Source organism: Ferranicluibacter rubi (assembly GCF_011603255.1).
Taxonomy (GTDB): domain Bacteria; phylum Pseudomonadota; class Alphaproteobacteria; order Rhizobiales; family Rhizobiaceae; genus Ferranicluibacter; species Ferranicluibacter rubi.
In genome coordinates, this window is the sequence record NZ_JAANCM010000004.1 from 371,835 (window position 1) to 396,356 (window position 24,522).

Here is a 24,522-nt window from a genome sequence, read left to right on the forward strand (position 1 = left end):
GGCGGGTACCCGAACATTGAAGACGGACGGTGACGGACGGATTCACGTGAAACATCAAGGCGCTGCCTCTGCCAGACGGCAAGGTTGTCGGCCATCAGAAGCAGGGCTACGGGGTTTTTTATGCTGAAGAAGACGTTCGCACTGGCAGGTCTTGTACTGGCCGCCGCCCTCGCGCCGCAAGCGGCCTTTGCCGCCAGCTGTGGCAACACGTCTGCCGGCTTCGACGCCTGGGTTCAGGACTTCAAGCAGGAAGCTTCCGGCCGTATCAGCCCCGCCGTGCTCGACCGCGCCTTTGCCAATGTGAAGTACAACACGGCCACGATCCGCGCCGACCGCGGCCAGAAGAGCTTCAAGCTCTCGCTCAGCGAATTCATGAAGAAGCGCGGTGGCGCGACCATCGTCTCGCGTGGCAAGAAGATGAAGGCCCAGAATGCGGCCCTCTTTGCGTCCATCGAACAGCGCTACGGCGTGCCGGCGGGCCCGCTGATCGCAATCTGGGGCATGGAAACCGGTTTCGGCAACTTCCTCGGCAAGGAGCACACGCTGTCTGCCGTTTCGACACTCGCCTATGACTGCCGCCGGTCCGACTACTTCACCGACCAGCTCTACGCAGCTCTGACGCTCGTCCAGCGCGGCGATCTTGCGACGGATGCCCGCGGTGCGGCCCATGGTGAAATCGGCCAGACGCAGTTCCTTCCCGCAAACGTCGTGAAATATGGCGTCGATGGCGATGGCAACGGCCATGTCGACATGGTTCGCTCCAAGGCCGACGCCCTGGCCTCAACGGCCAACTTCCTGCGCGGCCATGGCTGGCGGGCAGGGGGCGGCTATCAGCCGGGTGAAGCCAATTTCGGCGCCATCCAGGGCTGGAACGCGGCCAGCGTCTACCAGCAGGCCATCGCCCAGATCGCAGCCGACATCGACGGCTGATCCTTTCGGATTTTGATGACAGAAAAGCCCCGGCGCGGATGCGTTCCGGGGCTTTTTCATGGTCATTTTCAAGAAGGCTGCAACGGTTCGACCCGTGCAGCTTTCTTGAAACGATAATCTGGCGCGTGTCAGGTCCCGGGCCGGGAGAAATCACCCGACTTCGGATCCATCACCCACAGCTCCCCTGTCGAAATATCGAACCAGGCGCCATGCAGCTGCAGCTTGCCGCGCTGCTCGAGGATCTGGACGCAGGGGAACGTCCGCAGGTTGACGATAGAATTACGGATGGACACATGCTCCATCGCACGCTGCCGTTCCGCCGCCGTCATCATGTCATTGCCTGCAATCTGTTCGGCCGCCGGCTTCAGCATGTTCATCCATTTGCCGATGAAATCGCCGGGCGACAGAGGCTCGGCGCTGCTATCGAGCACCGCCTTGATGCCGCCGCAGCGGCCATGGCCCATGACGACGATATCCTTGACGCGCAGCGACTGGACAGCGAATTCCAGTGCTGCCGAGGTCGAATGATACTGGCCATCGGGCTCGTAGGGCGGAACCATATTGGCGACGTTGCGCACAACGAAGAGTTCGCCCGGTCCGCTGTCGAAGATGGTTTCCGGCGCGGCGCGAGAGTCGCAACAGGCAACGATCAGCGTCTTCGGCTGCTGTCCGGTGTCCGCCAGCGTCTTGTAGCGGGCCTGCTGCTCGGTGAACCGGCCGTTCATGAATTTCTGGTAACCGCCCAGCAGGTGCTCGGGAAAATGATACATGTGCCTGTGCCCTTTTTGCTGCCTCGTGTTTAAGCGCCGAATGCCCGATGAGGCAAGAGTAACGCGGTCAGCTGGGTTAATTTGCGGCGCGCCGGGCACGACGCCGCCCGCAAATCCCCGTATCAGCGCCTACGCGTCTGCGACGGATGCATCAGATGCCGCATCTGCACCAGCGACATCGGCCCGGTCAGGCAATGCGCGTCCTGCTGCAGCGTCAGCTCGTCCGCGCCGCGTCGTGCCGAGCGGGCCACCATCTCGAACACGCTGGCGGTGGCAAGCTGCAGCGCCTTCTCCTCGCTCTGCCCCTCCAGCAGCCGTCCCAGAAACAGCGCGGCCATCAGGTCGCCTGTCCCGTTCGGCGGATTGTCCACCAGCCGGTGCTCGGCCAGCAGCGCATGATGTCCGGAGAGGTAGAGATTGCCCGTGCTGCCGTTCATCATGGCGATCGCCGACGTTACCAGCATGCGCGATGGCCCGAGCGCCAAGGCGGCATCCAGAATGGCCGCATTGCTATCGAGCGCCGCATTCGAGAGCCACGACAGTTCGAACCGGTTCGGCGTGGCGAGCCCCGCCAAAGGCAGCAACCTGTCCCGGATGCCCGAGGCCACCGGTTCCGGCACATAGAGATCGCCCCGGTCGCCGATCACGGGATCGCAGGCATAGATGAGGTGAGGATTGCGCACCTTCAGCGTCTCGACCAGCCGTGCCACCGCCTCGACCTGCTGCGCATTGCCGAGATAGCCGGACAATACGGCCCGAACCTCGCCCACCCAGGGGGACGCCGCAAGCTCGCCCAGCATCGCATCGAACGTATCCGGGTCGATCGCCATCCGCGTCGAGCGTCCGTGACCGGGATGCCAGGGCATGATGACCGTCGGCACGGCCCACACGGTAAAACCCAGCGTCTCCAGCGCGAAGACGACGGCCCGGTTGCCGACGGAGCCGCGCATGACGTGGCTGGAAATGACGATAACGGCACCGGCAGCGGTCTCGGACATGCAGCAGGTCTCTCTTTCGGGTTCTCCCGCCAGATCGCCTGACGGTCATGCCGCTGTCAACTGCGCATGGGAAGAGGAGCAGGTGCCTCACGAGGACGAGATCACGTATCCGATCCGCTCTACCCATCGTCTGCGGAGACCACGGCCGTGCTTTGGAAGAAACAGGCAGGCTTAGCGGTCGCAAATGCGAATTGTTCTGCTAGGTTCACGTAAAAATAACGGCTGGAGGACGAAACATCATGGGCACGCGACATCATCCGAAGAAAACCCGCTTGATCGGCGAGATCGAGCAGGCGGCAGAACGCCTCGGCCAGCCCTTCCTGTCGCCGGCCATCCTCTTCGGACGCGCGAGCCCCGACGATATCGCCGCCTATGATGCCGGCATGCTCGCCGCCGCCGCCGCGCACGCCTATCAGGAAGTGACCGCCCGCAAGAGGAACACATCCCGCGTCACCGTTACGGATCTGGAAAGCGTGAAGCCCGGCGGCGCGCCAGTCTCCGTTCTCTGCGTCACAGACCGCAACATGCCCTTCCTCTATGATTCCATCATGGGCGAGGTCACGAGCCGGCACCGTGATCTCTCGCTCGCCGTCCACCCGATCCTGGTGGTGTCCAAGGGCGCCGCGCCCGTGCTGTTCGATCCCGAGGAGGAGAGCGATCCGACGGATCGCGTCAGCCATATCCAGATCCACCTCAGCCACCTCGTGGCCGAGGAGGCGACGGCACTGGTGGGCGCGATCGAGACCGTGCTTGCGCAGGTGCATCAGGCCGTGGGCGACTGGGAGCCGATGAAGACGCTTCTCGGCGAAGCCATGGGCGAACTGGAAGGGCAGACGACAAGCGACCGCGACGCCGACCGCAAGGAGGCGCTCGCTTTCCTGAAATGGCTGCGCGACGACAACTTCACCTTTCTCGGCATGCGCGAATACAGCTATTCCGGCGACGGGCAGAAAGCGACGCTCGACCGCGGCACCGGCCACGGCCTCGGCATCCTTTCCGATCCGAACGTGCGCGTGCTGCGCCAGGGACACGACGCCGTCGTCACCACGCCGGAAATCCTCGCCTTCCTGCAGGGTCCGGATTTCCTGATCGTCACAAAGGCGAACACCAAGGCCCTCGTCCACCGCCGCGCCTATATGGATTACATCGGCATCAAACGCTTCGACGCAAAGGGCAACGTGATCGGCGAGCTGCGCGTCGTCGGCCTCTTCACCTCGACGGCCTATACGCGCTCGGCCTCCGACATTCCGCTGCTGCGGCTGAAGGTGCGCCGCGTCATCGAGCATTTCGGCTTCGATCCGCACAGCCATTCCGGCAAGATGCTGATCAACACGCTGGAATCTTACCCGCGCGACGACCTGTTTCAGATCGATGTCGAAGAGCTGCAGGTGTTCTGCGAGCAGATCAACGAGCTCGCCGATCGCCCGCGCGTACGCGTCCTGCCGCGCATCGACCGTTTCGATCGCTTCGTCTCGATCATCGTCTACGTGCCGCGCGAACAATATGATTCCCGCGTGCGCGAGCGTATCGGCGATGTTTTCAAGGATGTCTACGAGGGCCGGGTTTCCGCCTATTACCCAGCCTTTCCGGCCGGCGGGCTCGCCCGCGTCCACTTCATCATCGGCCGTTCCGGCGGCACGACGCCACGTGTCGCCCAGAGCACGCTGGAAGATGCCGTGCGCGAGATCGTCACGCGCTGGTCCGATCGCTTCCATCTGCTCGCCCGCCGCGACGGCGTATCGCTGAGCGTGAGCGAAGGCTATCAGGCGGCCTTCACCCCCGCTGAAGCCTATGCCGACCTGCCCGACATCGCCGCCGCGCAAACGGACGACCCGATCCGCATCGCCTTCTACGAGCGCCACCGGCCGCAGGACACGCCATCGGAGACGGCCGGGGAGGACACGCCGAACGCGGACCGCCTCGAACTGAAGATCTTCCATGCCGATCGAGCCGTCTCGCTGTCCCAGCGCGTGCCGCTGCTCGAAAATCTCGGCTTCCGCGTCATCAGCGAGCAGACCCACGATCTCTCCGTTTCCGATACGAAGGGCGAGCGGCTGGTTGTCCTCCACGACATGGAACTGATCCACCGTGATGGAAAGACGCTCGACGTCTCGTCCATGGGCCCGCTGCTGGAAGAGGCCTTTCTCTCCGCCTGGACGGGCAAGATCGAGGACGACGCCTTCAACCGGCTGATCCTGCTGGCCGGCCTCAACGCACGCGACGTCACGGTGCTGCGTGCCTATGCGCGCTACCTCCGCCAGGCCGGCATCCCTTATTCTCAAGGGTTGATCGCCGAGACGCTCAACAAATACCCCGCGATATCCGCCGATATCTTCCGCCTCTTCATCGCGCGAATGGATCCACGGATCGAAGAGAAGGCGCGAACGCGCGACGTCTCCAACCTCCAGACGAGCCTCGAAGATGCGCTGAACGCCGTTCCCAGCCTCGACGAGGACCGCATTCTCCGGCGCATGATGAACGCCGTGCTCTCGACGCTGCGCACCAACTATTTCCAGCGCGACGAAGCGGGCGAACCGCGTGTCATGCTGGCCTTCAAGTTCGATCCGAAACTCCTCGACGGCCTGCCCGAGCCGCGGCCCTTCCGCGAGATCTTCGTCTATGGCGTCGAGGTCGAGGGCGTGCATCTGCGCTTCGGCAAGGTCGCCCGCGGTGGCCTGCGCTGGTCGGACCGGGCGCAGGATTATCGCACCGAGGTTCTGGGCCTGGTGAAGGCGCAGCAGGTCAAGAATGCCGTCATCGTGCCCGTCGGCGCCAAGGGCGGCTTCTTCCCGAAGCTGCTGCCGGCCGGGGGGCCACGCGACGAGATCTTCCGCGTCGGCACCGAGGCCTACAAGACCTATATCCGCACCATGTTGTCGATCACCGACAACATCGTCGATCAGGAGATTGTGCCGCCTAACAACACGCTGCGGCTGGATGGTGACGATCCCTACTTCGTGGTGGCGGCCGACAAGGGCACGGCCACATTCTCCGATACGGCGAACGGCCTCGCGCAGGACGCCGGCTTCTGGCTGGACGATGCCTTCGCCTCCGGCGGCTCCGCCGGCTACGACCACAAGAAGATGGGCATTACGGCACGCGGCGCCTGGGAAACGGTCAAGCGCCACTTCCGCGAGATGAACATCGACATTCAGACGACGCCGTTCAGCGTCGTCGGTGTCGGCGACATGTCCGGCGACGTCTTCGGTAATGGCATGCTGCTGTCGCGCCAGATCCGCCTCATCGGCGCCTTCGATCACCGCGGCATCATCATCGATCCCGATCCCGATATCGCCGCATCCTTTGCCGAGCGCGAGCGTCTGTTCGCCCTGCCACGCTCCAGCTGGCAGGATTACGACCGCTCCACGCTGTCGAAGGGCGGCATGATCATTCCGCGAACCGAAAAATCGGTGAAGCTGACCCCGGAAGCGGCGGCCGCTATCGGGCTAGAGAAGTCCCAGGCGACGCCCTTCGAGATCATGACGGCCATCCTGAAGACGCGCGTCGACCTGCTCTGGTTCGGCGGCATCGGCACCTATGTGCGCGGACCGACCGAGAACGACGCCGATGTCGGTGACCGCGCGAACGACCCGATCCGCATCACGGCGGACGAGGTGGGCGCACGAGTCATCGGGGAGGGCGCCAATCTCGGCGTCACGCAGCGCGGGCGCATTGCCTTCGGCCTTGCCGGCGGCCGCTGCAACTCGGATGCCATCGACAATTCGGCCGGCGTCAATTCCTCCGACGTCGAGGTCAACATCAAGATCGCGCTGGCCTCCGCCATGCGCGACGGCCGCCTGACACGCGCCAAGCGCAACACGCTTCTGGCATCGATGACCGACGAGGTCGCGTCTCTCGTGCTCGACAACAACTACCAGCAGTCCCTCGCGATATCGCTGACCGAAATGCAAGGCGCTGCCAACCGCACCTCGCTCGCCCGGCTGATGACGCGGCTGGAGGCGGAAGGGCTCTTGAACCGCAAGGTCGAGGTTCTGCCGAACGACAGTGCGCTCAGCGAGCGCTACCAGTCCGGCAAGGCCCTGACCCGGGCCGAAATCGGCGTCCTGCTCTCCTACGCCAAGATCGTGCTCTTCGACGAGATCATCGACAGTGATTTGCCCGACGATCCCTATTTCCACGAAACGCTGATCGGCTATTTCCCGGGCAAGATGCAGAAGGCGCATCAGGGCGACATCGAGACCCATCGCCTGCGCCGCGAGATCATCGCCACGCTGCTCTGCAACGACGTGATCAACCGTGGCGGCCCGGCCTTCATCTCGACCATGATAGACCAGACGGGCTTCCTGCCGGCCGATGTGGTGAAAGCCGCCGTGCTGACGCGCGATGGCTACGACCTGCCGCGCCTTTACCGTGCCATCGACGCGCTCGACAACGTGGTGCCGGGCACGGTGCAGAACGAGCTCTACCAGGATGTCGGCCGCATCTTCGCGATCGTCACAGAACGCACGCTGCGAACTCGGGCCATCACCGGGCCTCTGGGTCAGGCGATCGACAAGCTGCGCAAGGCGCTGGAGAAACTGACCACGGCCGCACACGGCGCCGTGCCGGAAGAGGCGGTGACGGAGATCGAGGCCCGCGCTGCTGCCCTTATCGAAAAGGGCGTTCCGGAAGCGTTGGCGCAGGATATCGCCCGCCTGTTCCTCATCACCCTCGTGCCGGAGATCATGCAGATCTCCTCGGTTGCCGGAACGTCGCTTGCCCGAACCGCACAGAGCTACTTCGCGGTAACGCAGAGCCTCAAGGTCGGCCGACTGCTGGCAGCGGCCGAGCGCATCATCACCACCGACCCTTACGAGGCCATGGCACTCGCCCGCAGCACCAGCGATATCGCCGATGCCCGCCGCGCCATCACCATCGCCGCTCTCACGCAGCGCAAAGGCGAGAAGGAGCCCGTGCTCGCCTGGCAGGAAGGCGACGCCGACCGCTTCAACCGCGTCGTGACGCAGCTGGCGCAGATGACAGAGAAGGGTGAGACGACACTCGCCAAGATCACCGTTGCGGCAGGCCTGCTGAGTGATCTGGCTGAAGACAGGGCCCGGTGATGGCGGAGACGGTGGAGGGAGCACCAGCGCCGGCAAAACAGGGTCAAACCCGCCGCGCGGGCCTTTGGGGCTGGATGCTGTTCGATCTAGCAGCCCAGCCCTTCTTCACCGTCGTCATCACCTTCATCTTCGGCCCCTATTTCGTCTCCCGCCTGACGGCCGATCCGGCAGCGGGCCAGGCGATGTGGGGCTATACGCTCACCGTCTCCGGCCTCATCATCGCAGTGATGTCGCCGATCCTCGGATCTCTGGCGGACGCCACGGGCGCGCGAAAGCCTTGGATCGCCAGCTTCGCGGTCGTCAAGATCGCCGCCTTGTCGGCGCTCTGGTTCGCGGTTCCGGGGTCCCCGCTGATCCTGCCCTTCGCCTGCATCGTGCTGGCATCGATCGCGGCCGAGTTTTCCATCGTCTTCAACGACAGTATGATGCCGCGGCTGGTGCCGCCGGAGGACACCGGCCGGATCTCCAACATCGCCTGGGGCATCGGCTATCTCGGCGGCATGATCGTCCTGATCGCCGTCGTGGCGCTTCTCGCCGGTAGTCCCGAAACGGGCGTCACGGCGCTCGGCATCGCCCCGCTCTTCGGCCTCGACCCTGCAACCGGCGCCGATGCCCGCATCACCGGACCGCTGGCCGCCGCCTGGTACGCGCTCTTCATCCTGCCGATGTTCCTGTTCACGCCGGATGCGCCGAAGACCACGATATCAGCGAGCCGGGCGATCGCAGAGGGCCTTACGGACCTGAAAAGCGCGATCCTCGGCCTCCGCCAGCGGCGCGGCATCCTCAAATTCCTGATCGCCCGGATGATCTTCCAGGATGGCGTCAACGCTTTGGTTGTTCTCGGGGGAACGTTTGCGGCGGGCATGTTCGCCTGGCGGACGCTGGAACTTGGCCTCTATGGCATCATCCTCAACGTCGTGGCGATCGGCGGGTGCCTGGTGGCGAGCCGCCTCGACACGGCACTGGGCTCGAAGACCATCGTCGTTCTCAGCCTGCTGAGCCTGATCGTCGCCACCATCGGCATTGTCTCGACAGGGCCCGGCTTTACGCTGTTCGGCCTCGTGCAACTCTCGACCGCCGATAGCGGCGGTCTATTCGGCACCGCGGCAGAGAAAGCCTATATCCTCTTCGGCCTATTGGTCGGCATCGCCTTCGGGCCGGTGCAGGCCTCCGCCCGCTCCTACCTTGCCCGCAGCGTCGCACCGGAGGAGGCCGGCCGCTATTTCGGCCTCTACGCGCTGTCGGGTCGCGCGACCTCGTTCCTGGCACCCGCCAGCGTCGCGACCCTGACACTTGCCACCGGCTCTGCACGGGTCGGCATGATGGCGCTGATCGCGTTCCTCGTCATCGGGCTCCTGATCCTCCTGACGACGCCCTATCCGGCCGACAAGGGCGACCGGACAGGATAGGGTTTTTCAGCCTGTTACGGCTTAATGCCGGAAATGGCGCATGCCGGTGAAGACCATGGCGACGCCCGCCTCATCGGCCGCGGCGATCACTTCCTCGTCGCGCATCGAGCCGCCCGGCTGAATGACAGCGGTCGCACCGGCCGCAACGGCGGACAGAAGACCATCGGCAAACGGCAGGAAGGCTTCGGACGCCACCGCCGAGCCGATCGTCAGCGGCTTGTCGAGCCCCAGAGCCCGTGCGGCCTCCTCGGCCTTGATGGCGGCGATGCGAACCGAGTCGACACGGCTCATCTGCCCGGCACCGATGCCTACCGTCTGGCCATCCTTGGCATAGACGACGGCGTTCGACTTCACGTGCTTTGCGACCTTGAAGGCGAACTTCATGTCGATGAGTTCCTGCGCCGTCGGTGCGCGACGGGTGACGACCTTGAGGTCGAGATCCTCGACCATGCCGTTGTCGCGCGTCTGCACGAGGAGACCGCCGGCCACCGTCTTGGCCGACAGGCCGGGCAGGCGCGGGTCGGGCAGGGCGCCGGTGACGAGCAGGCGCAGATTGGCCTTGCGGGCGATGATCGCCTTCGCCTCGTCGCTGACCGACGGTGCGATGATGACTTCGGTGAAGAGCTTGACGATCTCTTCCGCCGTCGCACCGTCCAGTTCCTGGTTCAGCGCAATGATGCCGCCGAAGGCCGAGGTGCTGTCGCAGGCCAGCGCGCGCCGATAGGCATCCACGAGCGTCGTTGCCGTGGCCACGCCGCAGGGGTTGGCATGCTTGATGATGGCGCAGGCAGGCGCCGTTTCCGGCGGAAACTCGGCCACCAGTTCGAAGGCGGCATCCGTGTCGTTGATGTTGTTGTAGGAAAGCTGCTTGCCCTGCAGCAGCGTCGCGGTGGCCACGCCGGGACGGTTCTCGCCAGTAACGTAGAAGGCCGCCTTCTGATGCGGATTCTCGCCGTAGCGCATTTCTTCTTTCAGCACGCCACCGATGGCGCGATGCCGCGGCATCGGCGTGTCCAGCACCTCGGCAAACCAGCCCGAAATCGCCGTGTCGTAGGCCGCCGTCCGCGCATAGGCCTTGGCAGCCATCTGGCGCCGGAAGGCGAACGTCGTCGCGGCATCGTCGCCGAGCTGCGCGATCAGCGTGTCGTAGTCGGAAGGGTCGGTGATGACGGTGACATAGGCGTGGTTCTTCGCGGCCGCACGGATCATGGCCGGGCCGCCGATATCGATATTCTCGACCGTCGTCGGATAATCTCCGCCCTTGGCGCGCACGTCCTCGAACGGATAGAGGTTGATGACCGCGAGATCGATCGCGGCGATCCCATGGGTCTCCATGGCCGCGACGTGTTCGGCATCGTCGCGGATCGCGAGCAACCCACCATGGACGCCGGGATGCAGCGTCTTCACGCGACCGTCCATGACCTCGGGAAAGCCCGTCAGCTCGGACACGTCGCGCACCGGCAGGCCGGCTTCCGACAATGTCTTGTGCGTCCCGCCTGTCGAAACGAGCGCCACGCCCTTTTCATGCAGCGCACGGGCAAGCTCGACGATGCCGCTCTTGTCGGACACGGACAGAAGGGCCGTGCGCAGGGCAACGCGGTCGGGGGCGGGAATGTTCTTGGAGGCAACGGCCATGACAGGCTCCTAGCAAGGAAGAGGGGGCAAGGAAGGGAGGCGAGGACGGGCAGGGAAGCCGAAGGGCCACGCGAAAGCCCGGCCGGCCGGATGCCGCTGCCGTTAGCACAGCTAGGGCCGGGAAGGAACCGCACCGGCCTACAGCCCACCGCCATTTCACCCGAATCCTCAAGGCTTCCCCTTGCTTTCCGGCACAGACGTCACGTTCGCCGGGAAAGAATCCACTGGATTTCGGGCTGCTCTCCGGCAGAAAAACCGATCGTCAGCATCTGGGCCTTCCGCAGGCCGGAAGGGTCGGCAAAGAAGATATCCTCCTCCACCAGGATCGCACCATCGCGGCAGGTCAGCACCCAGCTATCACCATCCGGTGCGACCAGCTTGACCTCATGCGCATCCGCCTGTCGCAGGCTGATGGCAGGGTGGATATGGAAGCGCGCAACCGCGCTCGCCGTATGTGCGGGATCTGGATCCGCCCCATTCTCCGTCACCAGCCGGTCGCGACCGCGCAAGGTCGTTCCCGTGGCATTAAGGCTCAGATCCCGCTCATGCATCAGATTGAAGGCACCGGCATAGCCGTTGTGGCGCGCAACCACGCTATCGCCGCCTTCACTGGGCGAATGCGTCACCGAGACCTCCGTCACGCCGCCGGTGATGATCGGCCCCAGAAAGCGCGAGGTCGAAAGCCGGGCAGACGAGCGATCCTCGACGGTAACCGTGGAATGCGCCGCCGTGACCCGGGCCATCTGCCGAAACCGCTCGCCGGCAAAGCGCGGCGCGCCGGAATTGATGATGAACCGATGACGGCCCGAAGACAGCTCGAACGAAAGACACCCGGCATGCGCCTCTCGCGAGAGGGCAGCCGAGAGTGGACAGCCTGTGTCCATGATGACAACGACATCCTTTGCCGCCAGCCGCTCGTACTGGCTGTCCGGCAGACCTTTGAACGGCTGACCGGCCGTCTCGTCGTAGCGCAGCACCGACATCAGTTCGTTTGCCTGCGCGGACGTCGCGCCATTGAACAGCGCCAGCTCGCCGCCCTGATGGCGAAAGAAGCGCAGGGCTGGAAACATGCGGTCGATGGATGGGATCAGCTTGACCGGAACGTCGTGACCGAGATTGACATAGGTCTGGCGCAGCGGCAGCAGGTCGAGAAGGAGATCGAGCGCCACGCGCGGATTGCGCGAGGCATGGCCGCCATCGGGGAGGATCTGGCGATCGAGTTCGTCGTCGAGATGGCGCGCAGCACGGCGGATGGCGGAGCCCGAGGCGGGCATGGAGACCGTCGCGAAAGCGATAGCGATCCGGACCTGTAGCCGTCCCTCGCCATCCGGCACCGCGTTGGCGACATGCCGGAGGTAGCGCACATGCACCGCGAGGCTCTTCAGAAACCGACGATAGAACACGTGATCCGCCTGCTTCAGGATCACTGGGGAATGCGAGAGCCAGGCGATCAAGCGCTGTGCCGCAACATCCGGCTCCCACGCAATGCCCTTGATGCCACGGCCATGCGTGGCCAGCCAGCGGCTGACGAGCTGGCGTGCGCGGGAAAGATCGTCTTCCTCCGTCAGCGCCCTGATGTGACGCGCCCAGCTGAACGTGTGCAGCCGGATCGCGAATTCACGGGAAGGCAGATCCACTTCGAAGGGTGATTCGCCGTCCGTTTCCAGAATACGTCCGGCGAGCGGAAAGCGCCCGGCAACGATTTCGCTGGCCACATGGGGGTCGATGACCCTGAGGTCCGTCGGCGCGACGATCAGCCGGTCGGGCGTCGGGCCGGAGAAGCGGATGAACGACATGCGACCGAGCACGAGGCGGCGCGACAGGCGCCACCAGGCTTCCCGAATAGTGAGAGAGATCAGCCGTCGACTGTCCGACATCCGCATGAATGAAATGAAGCCCCACCCCATTCCGACGACACGCCGGAATGTTCACGATCAATAACACAGTGACGTGTTTCCCTGGTCAGCACCAGTGGATGACCGAGGGAACGTGAGCGGTCAAGGTATGGAAACTCTTTCCTTACAACGATCTACGCAGGACTGTGGCATAAAAGCCGTCCAGCCCGCCGGCAAATCCCGGTTGCGGCGCCAGCATAGCAGGTGTCGTGCGCAGTTCCCCGAGAGGCGTAATGGCGTCCTCCAGACCGGGAAAAGCATGGGGATCGACCGGAACACGCTCGCATCCGCCGTTTGCAACGACACGAGCGACCACCGCTTCACCCTCGGCCGGATCAAGCGAGCAGTTTGAGAAGACCACGAGGCCACCGGGCTTGACGACCGTCAGGGCATGACGCAGCAGTCGCTCCTGCAGGCCCGCAAGCTTGGTGATGTCCTCCGGACCCTTGGTGTAGGGGACATCCGGATGGCGGCGGATCGTGCCGGTCGAGGAACAGGGCGCATCGAGCAGCGCGGCATCGAAGAGCGTCTCTGGCCGGAAGTCCGCCATGTTGCATTCCAGCGTTTCGGCTGTCAGGCCGAGCCGCTCGAGATTGCCGTTCATACGCTTCAGCCGGCTGGCGGACTGATCGAGCGCCGTCACCTCAGCCCCCGCACCGATCAGCTGCGCCGTCTTGCCCCCGGGGGCCGCACAGAGATCAACGACCCGCTGGCCGCGGATGTCGCCGAAAAGTCGCGCCGGCAGCGAGGCTGCAGCATCCTGCACCCACCATTCGCCATCATCGAACCCTTCGAGCGCAGAGACCGCACCCTGGAAAGATGCGAGGCGAACGCTGCCGGTCGGAAGCACGATGCCTCCAAGGCGCTGCGCCCAGCCTTGCGGATCGGACTTCACCGTGATGTCGATGGCCGCCGGCTCCAGAAGCGCATCCGCGATGCGCTGGGCATGATCCTGCCCATAGGTCGAGACGAGCCTTGCCATGTACCAGTCCGGAAGGGATGGAGTCGTTTCGGAAGCGATTCGAAGCAGTTCGTCCTTCTCGCGCGACAATCGGCGCAGGACCGCATTGGTCAGGCTCGCAAAGCGCCGATTGCGTGGATCGGCATTGGCCTGTTCCACAGCAAGGTCCACGGCCGAGTGATCGGGAATATCGAGATAGACGATCTGCGTTGCCGCGACGACGAGCTGGTGATGCAAGGCCCGCGCACCGTCCGGCAGAGGCGTCTTCAGAAGCTGGTCGAGCATTGCCTCGATGCGGGGAAGATGCCGCAACGCCGTGTGGAGAATGGCTTTGACGAGCGTCCGATCGATGTCGGACAGCTGACGGTAAGCCGGGTTGCCACCGATCGGATCGAGCATGCCATCCAGCGAGATCTTCTTTTCGATCACCGCGCCGAGCAGCTTCGCTGCCGCCTGCCGCGCAACGAGGCCGGGCTTCTGAAGCCCGGGAGCCGGCTTTGGGGATCGTTGCGTCGCCGAATCGTTCTTTGTCTTCGTCATCAAGACCACGGGCCCTTTGGAGGTTCGGAGCGATCACGCCCCCAACCTGTGCTGGGCACGGAACGCGTCTTTCGCGTCGCCGTAGCAGGCTGAGCCGTGCGCGTCGAGGGCCGCGAAAAGCTGGAGGCCATGTCTTCGAGAGCCGCGATACGGTTTTCCGTCGCGGGATGGGTCGAAAACAGGTTGTCCATCCGCTCGCCGGAGAGCGGGTTAATAATGAACATATGCGCTGTCGCCGGATTGCGCTCCGCCGTAGCGTTCGGCACTTGGTGCGCGGCACCGGCAATCTTGCGGAGCGCCGAGGCAAGAGCCAGAGGCTGCCCGCAGATTTCGGCACCGCGGCGATCCGCCGAATATTCCCGCGTCCGGCTCACTGCCATCTGCACCATCATGGCGGCAAACGGCGCGATGATCATCGCGGCCAGCGTTCCGATGAAACCGAGCGGATTGTTGTTTTCGCGATTGCCGCCGAAGAAGAAGGCAAAGTTTCCGAGCATGGAAATGGCACCCGCCAGTGTCGCCGTCAGTGTCATCGTCAGCGTGTCCCGGTTCTGCACATGGGCTAGCTCATGCGCCATGACGCCAGCCACTTCGTCATAGGTCAGCGCCTGCAGAAGCCCGGTGGAGGCGGCCACGGCGGCATTTTGCGGATTGCGACCCGTTGCGAACGCGTTCGGCTGCGGATTGTTGATCACGTAAACCCGCGGCATGGGCAGGCCGGCATTGTCCGCAAGGTCCCGGACGATGCCATAATATTCGGGCGCGCTGCGCTCATCGACTTCCTGCGCATCATACATGCGCAGCACGAGTCGGTCCGAATTCCAATAGGAGAAGAAGTTCATGGCGATCGCGATGAGGAGGGCGATCATCATGCCACCCCGACCGCCGATCAGAAGGCCGATGCCCATGAACAGCGCTGTCATGAAAGCCAAAAGCATGGCCGTGCGAATGAGGTTCATGCGCGTCTCCGAAAGCAATAGATGCATTTTCGGCGGCGTTTCACGTGAATCATCGTGGGATTGCCGCGTTTCCCTCTATATGATGGTGCGTAGATGCCACGGATTCAACGGCGTAGTGAGGTCACACAATGCTGAACGACAACGACAACAACCAGGAAACACCGGGCAAGGTTCTCTCGCCGGCGGCACGTCGCGCCCTTGAGGAAGCGGCCGCGCGCCGTGAAGCAAGCGCAGCACTGGAACTGCCGACGGAAATAGGCGGTCGCGGCGGTGCGGAGCCCGTGCGTTTCGGCGACTGGGAAATCAATGGTCGCGCGATCGATTTCTGATTGAGACAGTTTAACGAAGACCGGCAGACGCCACCGCCTGCCGGTCTTCCCAGCTATTTCTTGTTCTGGCGGTTGGCGACGAGATCGTCCACGACACCCGGATCTGCCAGCGTCGAGATATCGCCGAGCGCACCGAAATCATCTTCGGCGATCTTGCGAAGAATGCGCCGCATGATCTTGCCCGAGCGGGTTTTCGGCAGACCCGGCGCAAACTGGATCTTGTCCGGCGACGCGATCGGTCCGATCTCGTTGCGGACGTGTGCGACAAGCGCCTTTCGCAGATCGTCCGACCCCTCCCGGCCCGACATCAGCGTCACATAGCAGTAGATGCCCTGACCCTTGATGTCATGAGGGTAACCCACGACAGCCGCTTCCGATACCGCATCATGACTGACGAGCGCGGACTCGACTTCGGCCGTACCCATGCGATGTCCCGAGACGTTGAGGACGTCATCGACACGGCCAGTGATCCAGTAATAGCCGTCCGCGTCGCGCTTGCAGCCGTCACCCGTGAAATACTTACCCTTATAGGTTGAAAAGTATGTCTGGATGAAGCGCTCGTGATCGCCATAGACAGTTCGCATCTGACCCGGCCAGCTATCTGCAATACAGAGATTGCCGTCCGCGGCACCCTCAAGCACGTTACCCTCGTTATCAACAAGCTCCGGCCGGATGCCGAAGAAGGGCAGGGTGGCAGAGCCCGGCTTCAGTGCCGTTGCACCCGGAAGCGGCGTAATCATGTGACCGCCTGTTTCCGTCTGCCACCAGGTATCGACGACCGGGCAACGACCGTCGCCCACGACGTCATGATACCACTGCCAGGCTTCCGGATTGATGGGCTCGCCGACGGTGCCGAGGATCCGCAGGCTCTTGCGGGAAGATCGCGTCACATAGGCATCGCCGGCGCCCATCAGCGAGCGGATCGCCGTCGGCGCCGTGTAGAAGATGTTCACCTGATGCTTGTCGATGATCTCCCAGAACCGGCCCTGATCGGGGTGGTTCGGCACACCTTCGAACATCAGCGTCGTCGCACCGTTCGCAAGAGGTCCGTAGACGATATAGGAATGACCCGTCACCCAGCCGACATCCGCCGTGCACCAGTAGATATCGCCGGGGTGGTAATCGAACACATATTCGTGGCTCATCGCGACATAGACGAGATAGCCCCCCGTCGTGTGCAGCACGCCCTTCGGCTTACCGGTCGAACCCGAGGTGTAGAGGATGAACAGCGGGTCTTCCGCATTCATCGCCACGGGTTCGCACGCGGCGTCGGCGGCCTGGGTTGCCGTGTGGTACCAGACATCGCGGCCATCCGCCCAGGTGATCTTGCCGCCCGTCCGGCGTACGACGAGGACGGTCTTCACGTCGATGCCGTTTTTTGCGGCGATCTCCACCGCCTTGTCCGTATTGTCCTTCAGGGGAATCGGCTTGCCGCCGCGCATGCCCTCGTCACAGGTGACGATAAAGGTGGAGGCACAGTCCACCAGCCGTCCGGCGAGCGCATCGGGAGAAAATCCCCCGAAGACGACGGAATGGACGGCGCCGATGCGGGCGCAGGCGAGCATCGCATAGGCGGCTTCCGGGATCATCGGCATATAGATTGTCACGCGATCGCCCTTGCCGACGCCCTGCGCCTTCATGACGTTCGCCAGCCGGCAGACATGCTGGTGCAGCTCGCGATAGGTGATCTTCTTGTCGATATAGGGGTTGTCACCCTCGAAGATGATCGCGACCTGATCGCCTCGTGTCTCCAGATGCCGATCGATGCAGTTGAAGGAGACGTTGGTCTGCCCGTCCTCGAACCATTTGATCGAGACATCGCCGGTAAACGAGGTGTTCTTGACCTTGGTATAAGGCTTCGACCAGTCGATCCGCTTGCCGTGCTCACCCCAGAACGCATCCGGGTTTTCGACGCTCTCGCGATACCACGTGTCATAGGTCGCCTGGTCCACGAGGGCGCGTGCCTGAGTTTCCTCCGAGACGGGGTAGGTCTTGTCGGACATGGTCTTCTCTCTCCCTGCTGTCGTGCTTGCGCATCCTCACGGCGCTTTTCACGGGATACATATCAGGTGCAGAGCCGGCGGCAATGAGACGAAAGTCAGGACGTCGAGAAGAATTGCAATTCTGCGACAAGAGGGGTATAGAAGCGCCCTATTCCCGGAAATCAGTGGTATTCCACGGCCCGCGACACCGGCGCGGCGGACAGAAGGACTATATCTATGGCTCAACAATTGCTGATGCCGAAAGCCACGGCGGTCTGGCTTGTCGATAATACCGCCCTGTCGTTCGAGCAGATCGCCACGTTCTGCAAGCTGCACCCCCTGGAAGTCAAGGCGATCGCCGATGGCGAATCAGCCCAGGGCATCAAGGGCCTCGATCCCATCGCCACCGGCCAGCTGTCGCGTGATGAAATCGTCCGCGCCGAAGGCAATCCGAACCACAAGCTGAAGATTTCCGAGCCGAAGGTTCGCGTCCCCGAGTCCAAGCGCAAGGGCCCGCGCTACACCCCGGTCTCCAAGCGCCAGGACCGCCCGAACGCCATTCTCTGGCTGGTTCGCAACCATCCCGAACTCAAGGACGCCCAGATCTCGCGTCTCGTCGGCACGACCAAGTCGACGATCGAGCAGATCCGCGAGCGCACGCACTGGAACTCGGCCAACCTGACGGCGAGCGACCCGGTTACGCTCGGCCTCTGCAGCCAGATCGATCTCGACCTCGAAGTCGAACGCGCCTCCAAGGGCCGCCCGCTGCCGACAGCCGCCGATCTCGGCGCCACGCTGGAACCGGCGCAGGAAACCCAACGCTTCAGCTATGGCTATGAGCGCGAGGAAGAGAAGGAAATGGACGCAGACGCCGTTTTCGCAAAGCTGAAGTCGCTGAAGTCCGCAACGCCGGACGAAGAAGAAGAGAAATACTGATCCGCAGAAGCGTCCTTGCGGCATTCATCGAAAACCCGGCCATACGCCGGGTTTTTTGTGACCTCAGGTTTTCAAGATCCTCAAGCAGGCCGCGCAACGACATCGCGCAGACCAAAGATCGCCGACCCCACGCGAACGCTGGTCGCCCCGAAGGCGATGGCGACATCGAAATCGCCCGACATGCCCATCGACAGCTTCTCGACCCCATTCTCTGCGGCAAGCTTTGCCAGCAGCGCGAAATGCGGGCCCGGATTTTCGTCCGCCGGCGGAATGCACATCAACCCTTCCACGAGTAGGTTCAGTGCATCCCGGCACATCGCCACGAAAGCTGCCGTCTCTTCCGGCGCGATGCCCGCCTTCTGCGGCTCGAGCCCGGTGTTCACCTGCACGTAGATCCGGACCGGCTTGCCCTGCCGTGCGATCTCCGCCGCCACAGCGCGTGCGATCTTCTCCCGGTCGATGGTCTCGATGACGTCGAACAGCGCAACGGCGTCGGCAGCCTTGTTGGACTGGAGAGGGCCGATCAGATGCAGCGTGATACCCGACGTCTCTGCCTTCAGCTCCGGCCACTTGCCCTGCGACTCCTGCACCCGGTTTTCGCCGAACACGCGCTGCCCGGCCGTAATCACGGGACGGATGGCGTCTGCATCGAAGGTCTTCGATACCGCAACCAGCGCCACGGAGCCGCGCGCGCGCGCAGCACCGTCCTCCGCCACGTGGATGCGCGACAGCACCTCGTTCCACTGGTCCACTCGGGTCATAGGTAAGGTCTCCCTGGCAGTCATGTGGCTTGAAGCGCCACGGTCACGCGCGATTGCTGGCTCGATATAGACAATCAGCGACAGGCCGCCAAGCAAGCTTGCGGGGAATGCCGCAGGGCCCAAGCAAAGGCCCGCAAAACTTGACGCTACCGTTGTTTCATGATGAAGGTCACGCCACATAAGACCGAGCGGCAGCGCCCCGCCACAATTTCCGGAACGACGAAACACATGGCCACAGAACGCTATAACCCGCGCGATGCAGAACCACGCTGGCAGCGCGAATGGAATGAGAATTCCGTCTACAAGACGGACAATAACGATCCACGGGAAAAATACTACGTCCTGGAGATGTTTCCCTACCCCTCCGGCCGCATCCACATGGGCCATGTGCGCAACTACGCGATGGGCGACGTCGTCGCACGTTACAAGCGCGCCCGCGGCTATAACGTTCTTCATCCCATGGGTTGGGACGCCTTCGGCATGCCCGCGGAAAACGCGGCCATGGAGCGCGGCGTTCATCCCGCCGAATGGACCTACCAGAACATCGCGGCCATGCGGGCGCAGTTGAAGGTCATGGGCCTCTCGCTCGACTGGAGCCGCGAGTTTGCGACCTGCGACGTTGCCTACTACCAGCAGCAGCAGCACCTCTTTCTCGACTTCATGGAAAAAGGGCTGGTCTATCGCAAACAGTCCAAGGTCAACTGGGATCCGGTCGATCATACCGTGCTTGCCAACGAGCAGGTGATCGACGGCCGTGGCTGGCGCTCCAACGCACTCGTGGAACAGCGCGAACTGACGCAGTGGTTCTTCCGCATCACCGACTTCAGCCAGGACCTGCTGGATTCCCTCGATACGCTGGAGCACTGGCCGGAAAAGGTCCGGCTGATGCAGAAGAACTGGATCGGTCGCTCCGAGGGTCTCTCCATCCGCTGGGAGCTCGTCGCAGACGCACGCGCACCCGGCGAAACCGAGGTCGAGGTCTACACGACCCGTCCGGACACTCTGTTCGGCGCTTCCTTCCTGGCGATCGCCGCAGATCATCCGCTGGCGCGCAAGGTCGCTGCCGGGAATGCCGAGCTGGAAGCCTTCTGCGATGAATGCCGTCGCGCGGGAACCTCGCTTGCAGCCCTCGAGACGGCAGAGAAGCGCGGCATCGACACGGGCCTGCGCGTCCGCCATCCGCTCGATCCTTCCTGGGAACTGCCCGTCTACGTCGCCAACTTCGTCCTGATGGACTACGGCACGGGCGCCATCTTCGGCTGCCCTTCGGGCGACCAGCGCGACCTCGATTTCGCGCGCCGCTACGACCTGCCCGTGACGCCCGTGGTCATGCCGGTCGACGGCGATGCCGCGACGTTCAGCGTCGGCACGGAGGCCTATACCGGCGACGGCGTGATGATCCATTCGCGCTTCCTCGACGGCCTCACCACCGAAGCCGCTTTCGAGCGCGTGGCGAGCTTGCTCGAAACTAAGGAGCTTGGCGGTCGTCCTCAGGCCGAACGCAAGGTCAACTTCAGATTGCGCGACTGGGGTATTTCCCGTCAGCGTTATTGGGGCTGCCCCATTCCGGTCATTCATTGCGAAGTCTGCGGTGTCGTTCCCGTGCCGAAGAAGGACCTTCCGGTTCGCCTGCCCGACGACGTCACCTTCGACAAGCCCGGCAACCCGCTCGACCGCCATCCGACCTGGCGCCATGTCGGCTGCCCGCAATGCGGCGCTGCGGCCCGTCGCGAGACCGACACGATGGACACCTTCGTCGATTCCTCCTGGTATTTCATGCGCTTCACAGCGCCGTGGGAAGAACAGCCGACCAACCGAGCGGTTGTCGATCGCTGGATCCCCGTCGATCAGTATATCGGCGGTATCGAGCATGCGATCCTGCATCTCCTCTACTCCCGCTTCTTCACCCGCGCCATGAAGGCTGCCGGTCACGCAGGGCTGTCCGAGCCGTTCAAGGGTCTTTTCACCCAGGGCATGGTCGTGCACGAGACCTACAGCCGTGGAGAAGGCGCCCAGCGCGAATGGATCAACCCCTCGGCCATCACCATCGAGGATCTCGGCACCGGCCGCAGGGCGACGCTGAACGAGACCGGCGAAGAGATCGTTATCGGCTCCATCGAGAAGATGTCGAAGTCGAAGAAGAACGTGGTCGACCCGGATGACATCATCGCATCCTACGGTGCCGACACGGCACGCTTTTTCGTGCTGTCGGACTCGCCGCCGGACCGTGACGTCATCTGGTCGGAGGCCGGCGTGGAAGGCGCCCATCGCTTCGTCCAGCGCGTCTGGCGCTTGATCTCCGAAGCAGCGCCCGCTTTGGCCGCTGCAAAGGCTGCCCCCGCCACGGAAGGCCCCGCGCTTGTCATCTCCCAGGTCGCCCACAGGACGCTGAAGGCGGTCGAAGCTGACTACGACAAGCTCGCCTTTAACAAGGCGGTCGCCCGCCTCTACGAGATGGTGAACGCCCTTGCCGCGCCGCTCAGCGATGTTGCCACCGGAACGGACGCCGCGACGACCGCCGCCATGCGCGACGCGGTCGAGATCCTCATTCACCTCATGGCGCCGATCACCCCGCATCTGGCGGAACAGTGCTGGAGCGTTATCGGCGGCGAGGGCCTGATCGCTCAGGCGGATTGGCCGCGCTTCAACGAGGCGCTGGTCACGGTTTCCGAGATCGTCGTGCCGGTCCAGATCAACGGTAAGAAGCGCGCCGATTTGACAATCGCGCGCGATGCGGATCAGAGTGCCGTCGAAGCTGCCGTACTTGCCCTCGATGCCGTGCGGACCGCGCTGGAAGGCCGGACGCCGAAGAAGATTATTGTCGTGCCGCAGAGGATCGTGAATGTCGTCGTCTAAGTTCGATCCCCGCCGCCGCCTCACCCTCGGCTTTGCCGGTCTTTCCCTTTTGCTTATAGCGGGCTGCCAGGTTCGCCCGCTCTATTCCGAAGGTCCGAGCGGCGCTCCGGCGACTGCATTGGCTTCGATCGGGATCTCGGAGGCGAAAGACCGGGTGGAGCAGCGCGTGCGCAACGCCCTGATTTTCCTGACATCTGGTGGCAAGGGTGAACCGGTCGCGCCGCAATACCAGCTGGCGCTGAGCGTCAGCCACCAGACCACCGGCGTGCTCTTCGACGAGCGCAAGGATAACGACACGGCCTCGGCTGGTCGTCTTGTCATCGAGGCGGACTATAACCTGACTCGCGTCGATACTAGCAAGACGGTGAAATCCGGTCATCGCAAAGCCGTCGCACTGGTCGATTTCCCGATCCAGGAGTTTGCCAAGCTTCGCGCGATCCGCGATGCAGAGAACCGAGCTGCCCGCGAACTCGCGGAAGTCATCCGCGCCGATCTCGCCGCAGCACTCGGCAACTGATCCGGCGTTGGCATGAGTGAAATCAAATCCCACGAGTTCGACAATTTCGTGGAAAGGCCGCTGCCCAGCCAGCGGCTTTACCTTTTCTATGGACCCGATCGTGGCCTGGTCGCCGAACGCGCCGTAGCGATCGCAGCGAAAACCGGCATTGCGCTCGACGATCCCTTCTCGCTCATCAAGCTGGATGGCAGCGACCTGTCTCCGGGCAGGCTTGCCGACGAGGCCAATGCACTGGGTCTCTTCGGTGGTGGCAAGCTCGTCTGGGTGCGGGCATCGGGAACGGAAAAGGCCCTGAGCGAAGGCCTCGCCTACCTTGCCGAGGAGCCACCGCGCGACGCCTTCGTCATCGTGGAAGCCGGTGACCTGAAAAAGGGCACAGCCCTCCGAAAGATAGGGGAAACTGCGCGCAGCGTCATCGCCGTCGCCTGTTATGCCGACGACGTGAAGGCCATCAACGGCCTGATCGATAAGGAACTGGGTGCCGCTGGCCTGCGCATCACACCAGCGGCACGCGAAGCGCTCCGCGATCTTCTGGGTGCGGACCGGCTGGCGTCGCGTAACGAGATCGCCAAGCTCGCGCTCTACTGCCGCGATGAACCCGTCATCGAGGAAAGCCATGTCCTCGATATCATCGGGGATGCCAGCTCCACCTCGGTCGATGACGCCGTGGATGCCGTTCTTACCGGCGATATGGATCGCCTGATGACGTCCCTCCGCAAGGTCGAAGCATCGAAGACGTCGATGTTCCTCGTGCTGCAAAGCTGCCTGCGCCAGTTCCAGCAGCTCGACATTCTCAGGGCGGAGATGGACGCAAAGCGGCTCGGACCGTCACAAGTCACCGCGACGCTCGGTCGAGGCATTCACTTCCGCCGCAAGCCCTTGATCGAAGCCGCTTTAAAGAACTGGGGACTACCGGCCATCCGGCGAGATTTGCAAAGGCTCCAGAATGCGATCCTGCAAAGTCGCGGTCGTCAGACGCTTGAGGCCGACATCGCCAGCCAGGCGCTGATCGCGATAGCCTTTCAAGCGGCAAGGCAACGATCTGCTTAAACTCTGGTCTCTGTCTCGTCGTCGGTCAGCGCCGCTCAAGCAGTCGGCAGATATCTTCCAACTGTTCCAGCGTCTTATAGCTGATCTTCAGCTGGCCGCCACTTGCCCGGTGATTGACAGAAACCTCAAGGCCAAGACTGTCGGTCAGGGAGCGTTCGAGGGCAACTGTGTCTGCATCCTTTTCAGGACGAGGCTTCGCACCAAACGTCGGATCGTTCTGGGCCCGGATATCGTTCTGCGCAAGTTTTTCCGTATCCCGAACGGACAGGCCCTTTGCGATGATCGCACGGGCGAGGGTGGTCGGGTCGGACGTGGGGATCAGCGCGCGCGCATGGCCAGCTGAAAGTGTGCCTGAGGACAGCATGTCGCGCACCGGCTCTGGAAGTTTCAGAAGCCGGAGGCTGTTTGCCACATGGCTCCGGCTCTTGCCGATGATCTCGCCGAGGTCGTTCTGCGTGTAGCCGTGATCGGCGATCAGCAGCTCATACCCCATGGCTTCTTCAAGAGGATTGAGGTCGGAACGCTGAACGTTTTCGACAATGGCGATTTCGAGGGCCGTGCGATCATCCACATCGCGAACGATGACGGGAATATCCGAAAAGCCCGCAAGCTGGGCTGCACGCCAGCGGCGCTCGCCCGCGATGATTTCGAACCGGTCACCGTTCACAGTGCGAACGACGACAGGCTGGACGATACCATGCTGCCGAACAGAGTTTGCGAGATCCTGCAATTCCGCCTCGTCGAACGTCCGCCGCGGATTTCGTGGATTGCGCGTAATATGCTCGATCGGGACACGCTGGTCTGCTGGAACGATTGGCGCGGAGGCTGATTCAGCGACGATGGGCTGATCCATCTCACCGATCAATGCGGCAAGACCTCGTCCGAGACGGCGCCGTGCGGGATCTTCGTTCATGGCGTTCTCCTTATTATT

The 24,522-nt window shown here is 63.3% G+C and carries 17 protein-coding genes; 8 read left to right on the top strand and 9 right to left on the bottom strand.

The annotated features are described in order from the left end of the window. Window positions 1-120 precede the first annotated feature (120 nt). Complete coding sequence (locus G8E10_RS10835) at window positions 121-930, top strand: lytic murein transglycosylase (RefSeq protein ID WP_167128661.1); 810 nt, start codon at window positions 121-123, stop codon at window positions 928-930. A 128-nt stretch (window positions 931-1,058) separates the two neighbouring features. On the opposite strand, the gene G8E10_RS10840 is transcribed toward G8E10_RS10835, so the two are convergent. Together G8E10_RS10840 and pdxY are read right to left on the bottom strand one after the other, a co-directional pair. Continuing rightward, on the bottom strand, window positions 1,059-1,700 hold the full coding sequence (locus tag G8E10_RS10840) for a carbonic anhydrase (RefSeq protein ID WP_092931054.1): 642 nt from the start codon (window positions 1,698-1,700) through the stop codon (window positions 1,059-1,061). A gap of 122 nt (window positions 1,701-1,822) precedes the next feature. Continuing rightward, window positions 1,823-2,698 (bottom strand): pyridoxal kinase PdxY, encoded by an 876-nt coding sequence (pdxY, locus tag G8E10_RS10845; RefSeq protein ID WP_167128664.1) that lies wholly within the window; start codon window positions 2,696-2,698, stop codon window positions 1,823-1,825. 239 nt (window positions 2,699-2,937) lie between these two features. Between pdxY and G8E10_RS10850 the strand changes: the two genes are divergently transcribed. Together G8E10_RS10850 and G8E10_RS10855 are read left to right on the top strand one after the other, a co-directional pair. After that, window positions 2,938-7,761: an NAD-glutamate dehydrogenase gene (locus tag G8E10_RS10850; RefSeq protein WP_167128667.1), complete on the top strand. Its 4,824-nt coding sequence runs from the start codon at window positions 2,938-2,940 to the stop codon at window positions 7,759-7,761. Beyond that, complete coding sequence (locus tag G8E10_RS10855) at window positions 7,761-9,170, top strand: MFS transporter (protein ID WP_167128670.1); 1,410 nt, start codon at window positions 7,761-7,763, stop codon at window positions 9,168-9,170. The genes G8E10_RS10850 and G8E10_RS10855 overlap by 1 nt, the downstream gene beginning before the upstream one ends. Window positions 9,171-9,191: 21 nt before the next feature. On the opposite strand, the gene purH is transcribed toward G8E10_RS10855, so the two are convergent. From purH to htpX, 4 genes are all read right to left on the bottom strand, one after another. After that, window positions 9,192-10,805, bottom strand: coding sequence for a bifunctional phosphoribosylaminoimidazolecarboxamide formyltransferase/IMP cyclohydrolase (gene purH, locus G8E10_RS10860; protein WP_132712496.1), 1,614 nt, complete (start codon window positions 10,803-10,805; stop codon window positions 9,192-9,194). A gap of 200 nt (window positions 10,806-11,005) precedes the next feature. Beyond that, window positions 11,006-12,688 carry a heparinase II/III family protein gene (locus G8E10_RS10865; RefSeq protein WP_167128673.1) on the bottom strand — a complete coding sequence of 561 codons (1,683 nt, stop codon included), beginning with the start codon at window positions 12,686-12,688 and terminating at the stop codon, window positions 11,006-11,008. 136 nt (window positions 12,689-12,824) lie between these two features. Beyond that, window positions 12,825-14,204: an RsmB/NOP family class I SAM-dependent RNA methyltransferase gene (locus tag G8E10_RS10870; RefSeq protein ID WP_425530830.1), complete on the bottom strand. Its 1,380-nt coding sequence runs from the start codon at window positions 14,202-14,204 to the stop codon at window positions 12,825-12,827. Continuing rightward, complete coding sequence (htpX, locus tag G8E10_RS10875; protein ID WP_167128680.1) at window positions 14,201-15,160, bottom strand: zinc metalloprotease HtpX; 960 nt, start codon at window positions 15,158-15,160, stop codon at window positions 14,201-14,203. The genes G8E10_RS10870 and htpX overlap by 4 nt, the downstream gene beginning before the upstream one ends. A gap of 128 nt (window positions 15,161-15,288) precedes the next feature. Between htpX and G8E10_RS10880 the strand changes: the two genes are divergently transcribed. Beyond that, window positions 15,289-15,489, top strand: a complete 201-nt coding sequence (locus G8E10_RS10880; protein WP_110730363.1) for a DUF1674 domain-containing protein — start codon at window positions 15,289-15,291, stop codon at window positions 15,487-15,489. A gap of 53 nt (window positions 15,490-15,542) precedes the next feature. Here the strand turns inward: G8E10_RS10880 and acs are convergent, their stop codons facing one another. Further along, window positions 15,543-17,492 (bottom strand): acetate--CoA ligase, encoded by a 1,950-nt coding sequence (gene acs, locus G8E10_RS10885; protein WP_167128683.1) that lies wholly within the window; start codon window positions 17,490-17,492, stop codon window positions 15,543-15,545. A gap of 216 nt (window positions 17,493-17,708) precedes the next feature. On the opposite strand from acs, the gene G8E10_RS10890 reads away from it, so the two are divergent. Beyond that, window positions 17,709-18,407: a DUF1013 domain-containing protein gene (locus G8E10_RS10890; RefSeq protein ID WP_110801132.1), complete on the top strand. Its 699-nt coding sequence runs from the start codon at window positions 17,709-17,711 to the stop codon at window positions 18,405-18,407. An 80-nt stretch (window positions 18,408-18,487) separates the two neighbouring features. Here the strand turns inward: G8E10_RS10890 and G8E10_RS10895 are convergent, their stop codons facing one another. After that, complete coding sequence (locus tag G8E10_RS10895) at window positions 18,488-19,168, bottom strand: YggS family pyridoxal phosphate-dependent enzyme (protein WP_167128686.1); 681 nt, start codon at window positions 19,166-19,168, stop codon at window positions 18,488-18,490. Between the two features lie 228 nt (window positions 19,169-19,396). Here G8E10_RS10895 and leuS point away from each other — a divergent pair, with 228 nt between their 5' ends. The 3 genes from leuS to holA are packed head-to-tail and all read left to right on the top strand — an operon-like array spanning window position 19,397 to window position 23,591. Continuing rightward, window positions 19,397-22,024 (top strand): leucine--tRNA ligase, encoded by a 2,628-nt coding sequence (leuS, locus tag G8E10_RS10900; RefSeq protein ID WP_167128689.1) that lies wholly within the window; start codon window positions 19,397-19,399, stop codon window positions 22,022-22,024. Next, window positions 22,011-22,541 (top strand): LPS assembly lipoprotein LptE, encoded by a 531-nt coding sequence (locus G8E10_RS10905; protein WP_167128692.1) that lies wholly within the window; start codon window positions 22,011-22,013, stop codon window positions 22,539-22,541. Before leuS ends, G8E10_RS10905 begins: the two co-directional genes overlap by 14 nt. A 12-nt stretch (window positions 22,542-22,553) precedes the next feature. Next, window positions 22,554-23,591 (top strand): DNA polymerase III subunit delta, encoded by a 1,038-nt coding sequence (gene holA, locus G8E10_RS10910; protein WP_167128695.1) that lies wholly within the window; start codon window positions 22,554-22,556, stop codon window positions 23,589-23,591. A 25-nt stretch (window positions 23,592-23,616) separates the two neighbouring features. Here the strand turns inward: holA and G8E10_RS10915 are convergent, their stop codons facing one another. Then, window positions 23,617-24,504 (bottom strand): ParB/RepB/Spo0J family partition protein, encoded by an 888-nt coding sequence (locus G8E10_RS10915; protein WP_167128698.1) that lies wholly within the window; start codon window positions 24,502-24,504, stop codon window positions 23,617-23,619. Between the last annotated feature and the right edge of the window lie 18 nt (window positions 24,505-24,522).

Excerpts from the sequence above, each read along its gene's own strand:
- pdxY (WP_167128664.1), bottom strand. The coding sequence starts at position 2,698 with ATGTCCGAGACCGCTGCCGGTGCCGTTATCGTCATTTCCAGCCACGTC.
- G8E10_RS10865 (WP_167128673.1), bottom strand. The coding sequence starts at position 12,688 with ATGCGGATGTCGGACAGTCGACGGCTGATCTCTCTCACTATTCGGGAA.
- G8E10_RS10850 (WP_167128667.1), top strand. The coding sequence starts at position 2,938 with ATGGGCACGCGACATCATCCGAAGAAAACCCGCTTGATCGGCGAGATC.
- G8E10_RS10905 (WP_167128692.1), top strand. The coding sequence starts at position 22,011 with ATGTCGTCGTCTAAGTTCGATCCCCGCCGCCGCCTCACCCTCGGCTTT.
- G8E10_RS10835 (WP_167128661.1), top strand. The coding sequence starts at position 121 with ATGCTGAAGAAGACGTTCGCACTGGCAGGTCTTGTACTGGCCGCCGCC.
- G8E10_RS10895 (WP_167128686.1), bottom strand. The coding sequence starts at position 19,168 with ATGACCCGAGTGGACCAGTGGAACGAGGTGCTGTCGCGCATCCACGTG.
- purH (WP_132712496.1), bottom strand. The coding sequence starts at position 10,805 with ATGGCCGTTGCCTCCAAGAACATTCCCGCCCCCGACCGCGTTGCCCTG.
- G8E10_RS10915 (WP_167128698.1), bottom strand. The coding sequence starts at position 24,504 with ATGAACGAAGATCCCGCACGGCGCCGTCTCGGACGAGGTCTTGCCGCA.
- G8E10_RS10840 (WP_092931054.1), bottom strand. The coding sequence starts at position 1,700 with ATGTATCATTTTCCCGAGCACCTGCTGGGCGGTTACCAGAAATTCATG.
- htpX (WP_167128680.1), bottom strand. The coding sequence starts at position 15,160 with ATGAACCTCATTCGCACGGCCATGCTTTTGGCTTTCATGACAGCGCTG.
- leuS (WP_167128689.1), top strand. The coding sequence starts at position 19,397 with ATGGCCACAGAACGCTATAACCCGCGCGATGCAGAACCACGCTGGCAG.
- G8E10_RS10890 (WP_110801132.1), top strand. The coding sequence starts at position 17,709 with ATGGCTCAACAATTGCTGATGCCGAAAGCCACGGCGGTCTGGCTTGTC.
- G8E10_RS10855 (WP_167128670.1), top strand. The coding sequence starts at position 7,761 with ATGGCGGAGACGGTGGAGGGAGCACCAGCGCCGGCAAAACAGGGTCAA.
- G8E10_RS10880 (WP_110730363.1), top strand. The coding sequence starts at position 15,289 with ATGCTGAACGACAACGACAACAACCAGGAAACACCGGGCAAGGTTCTC.
- holA (WP_167128695.1), top strand. The coding sequence starts at position 22,554 with ATGAGTGAAATCAAATCCCACGAGTTCGACAATTTCGTGGAAAGGCCG.
- acs (WP_167128683.1), bottom strand. The coding sequence starts at position 17,492 with ATGTCCGACAAGACCTACCCCGTCTCGGAGGAAACTCAGGCACGCGCC.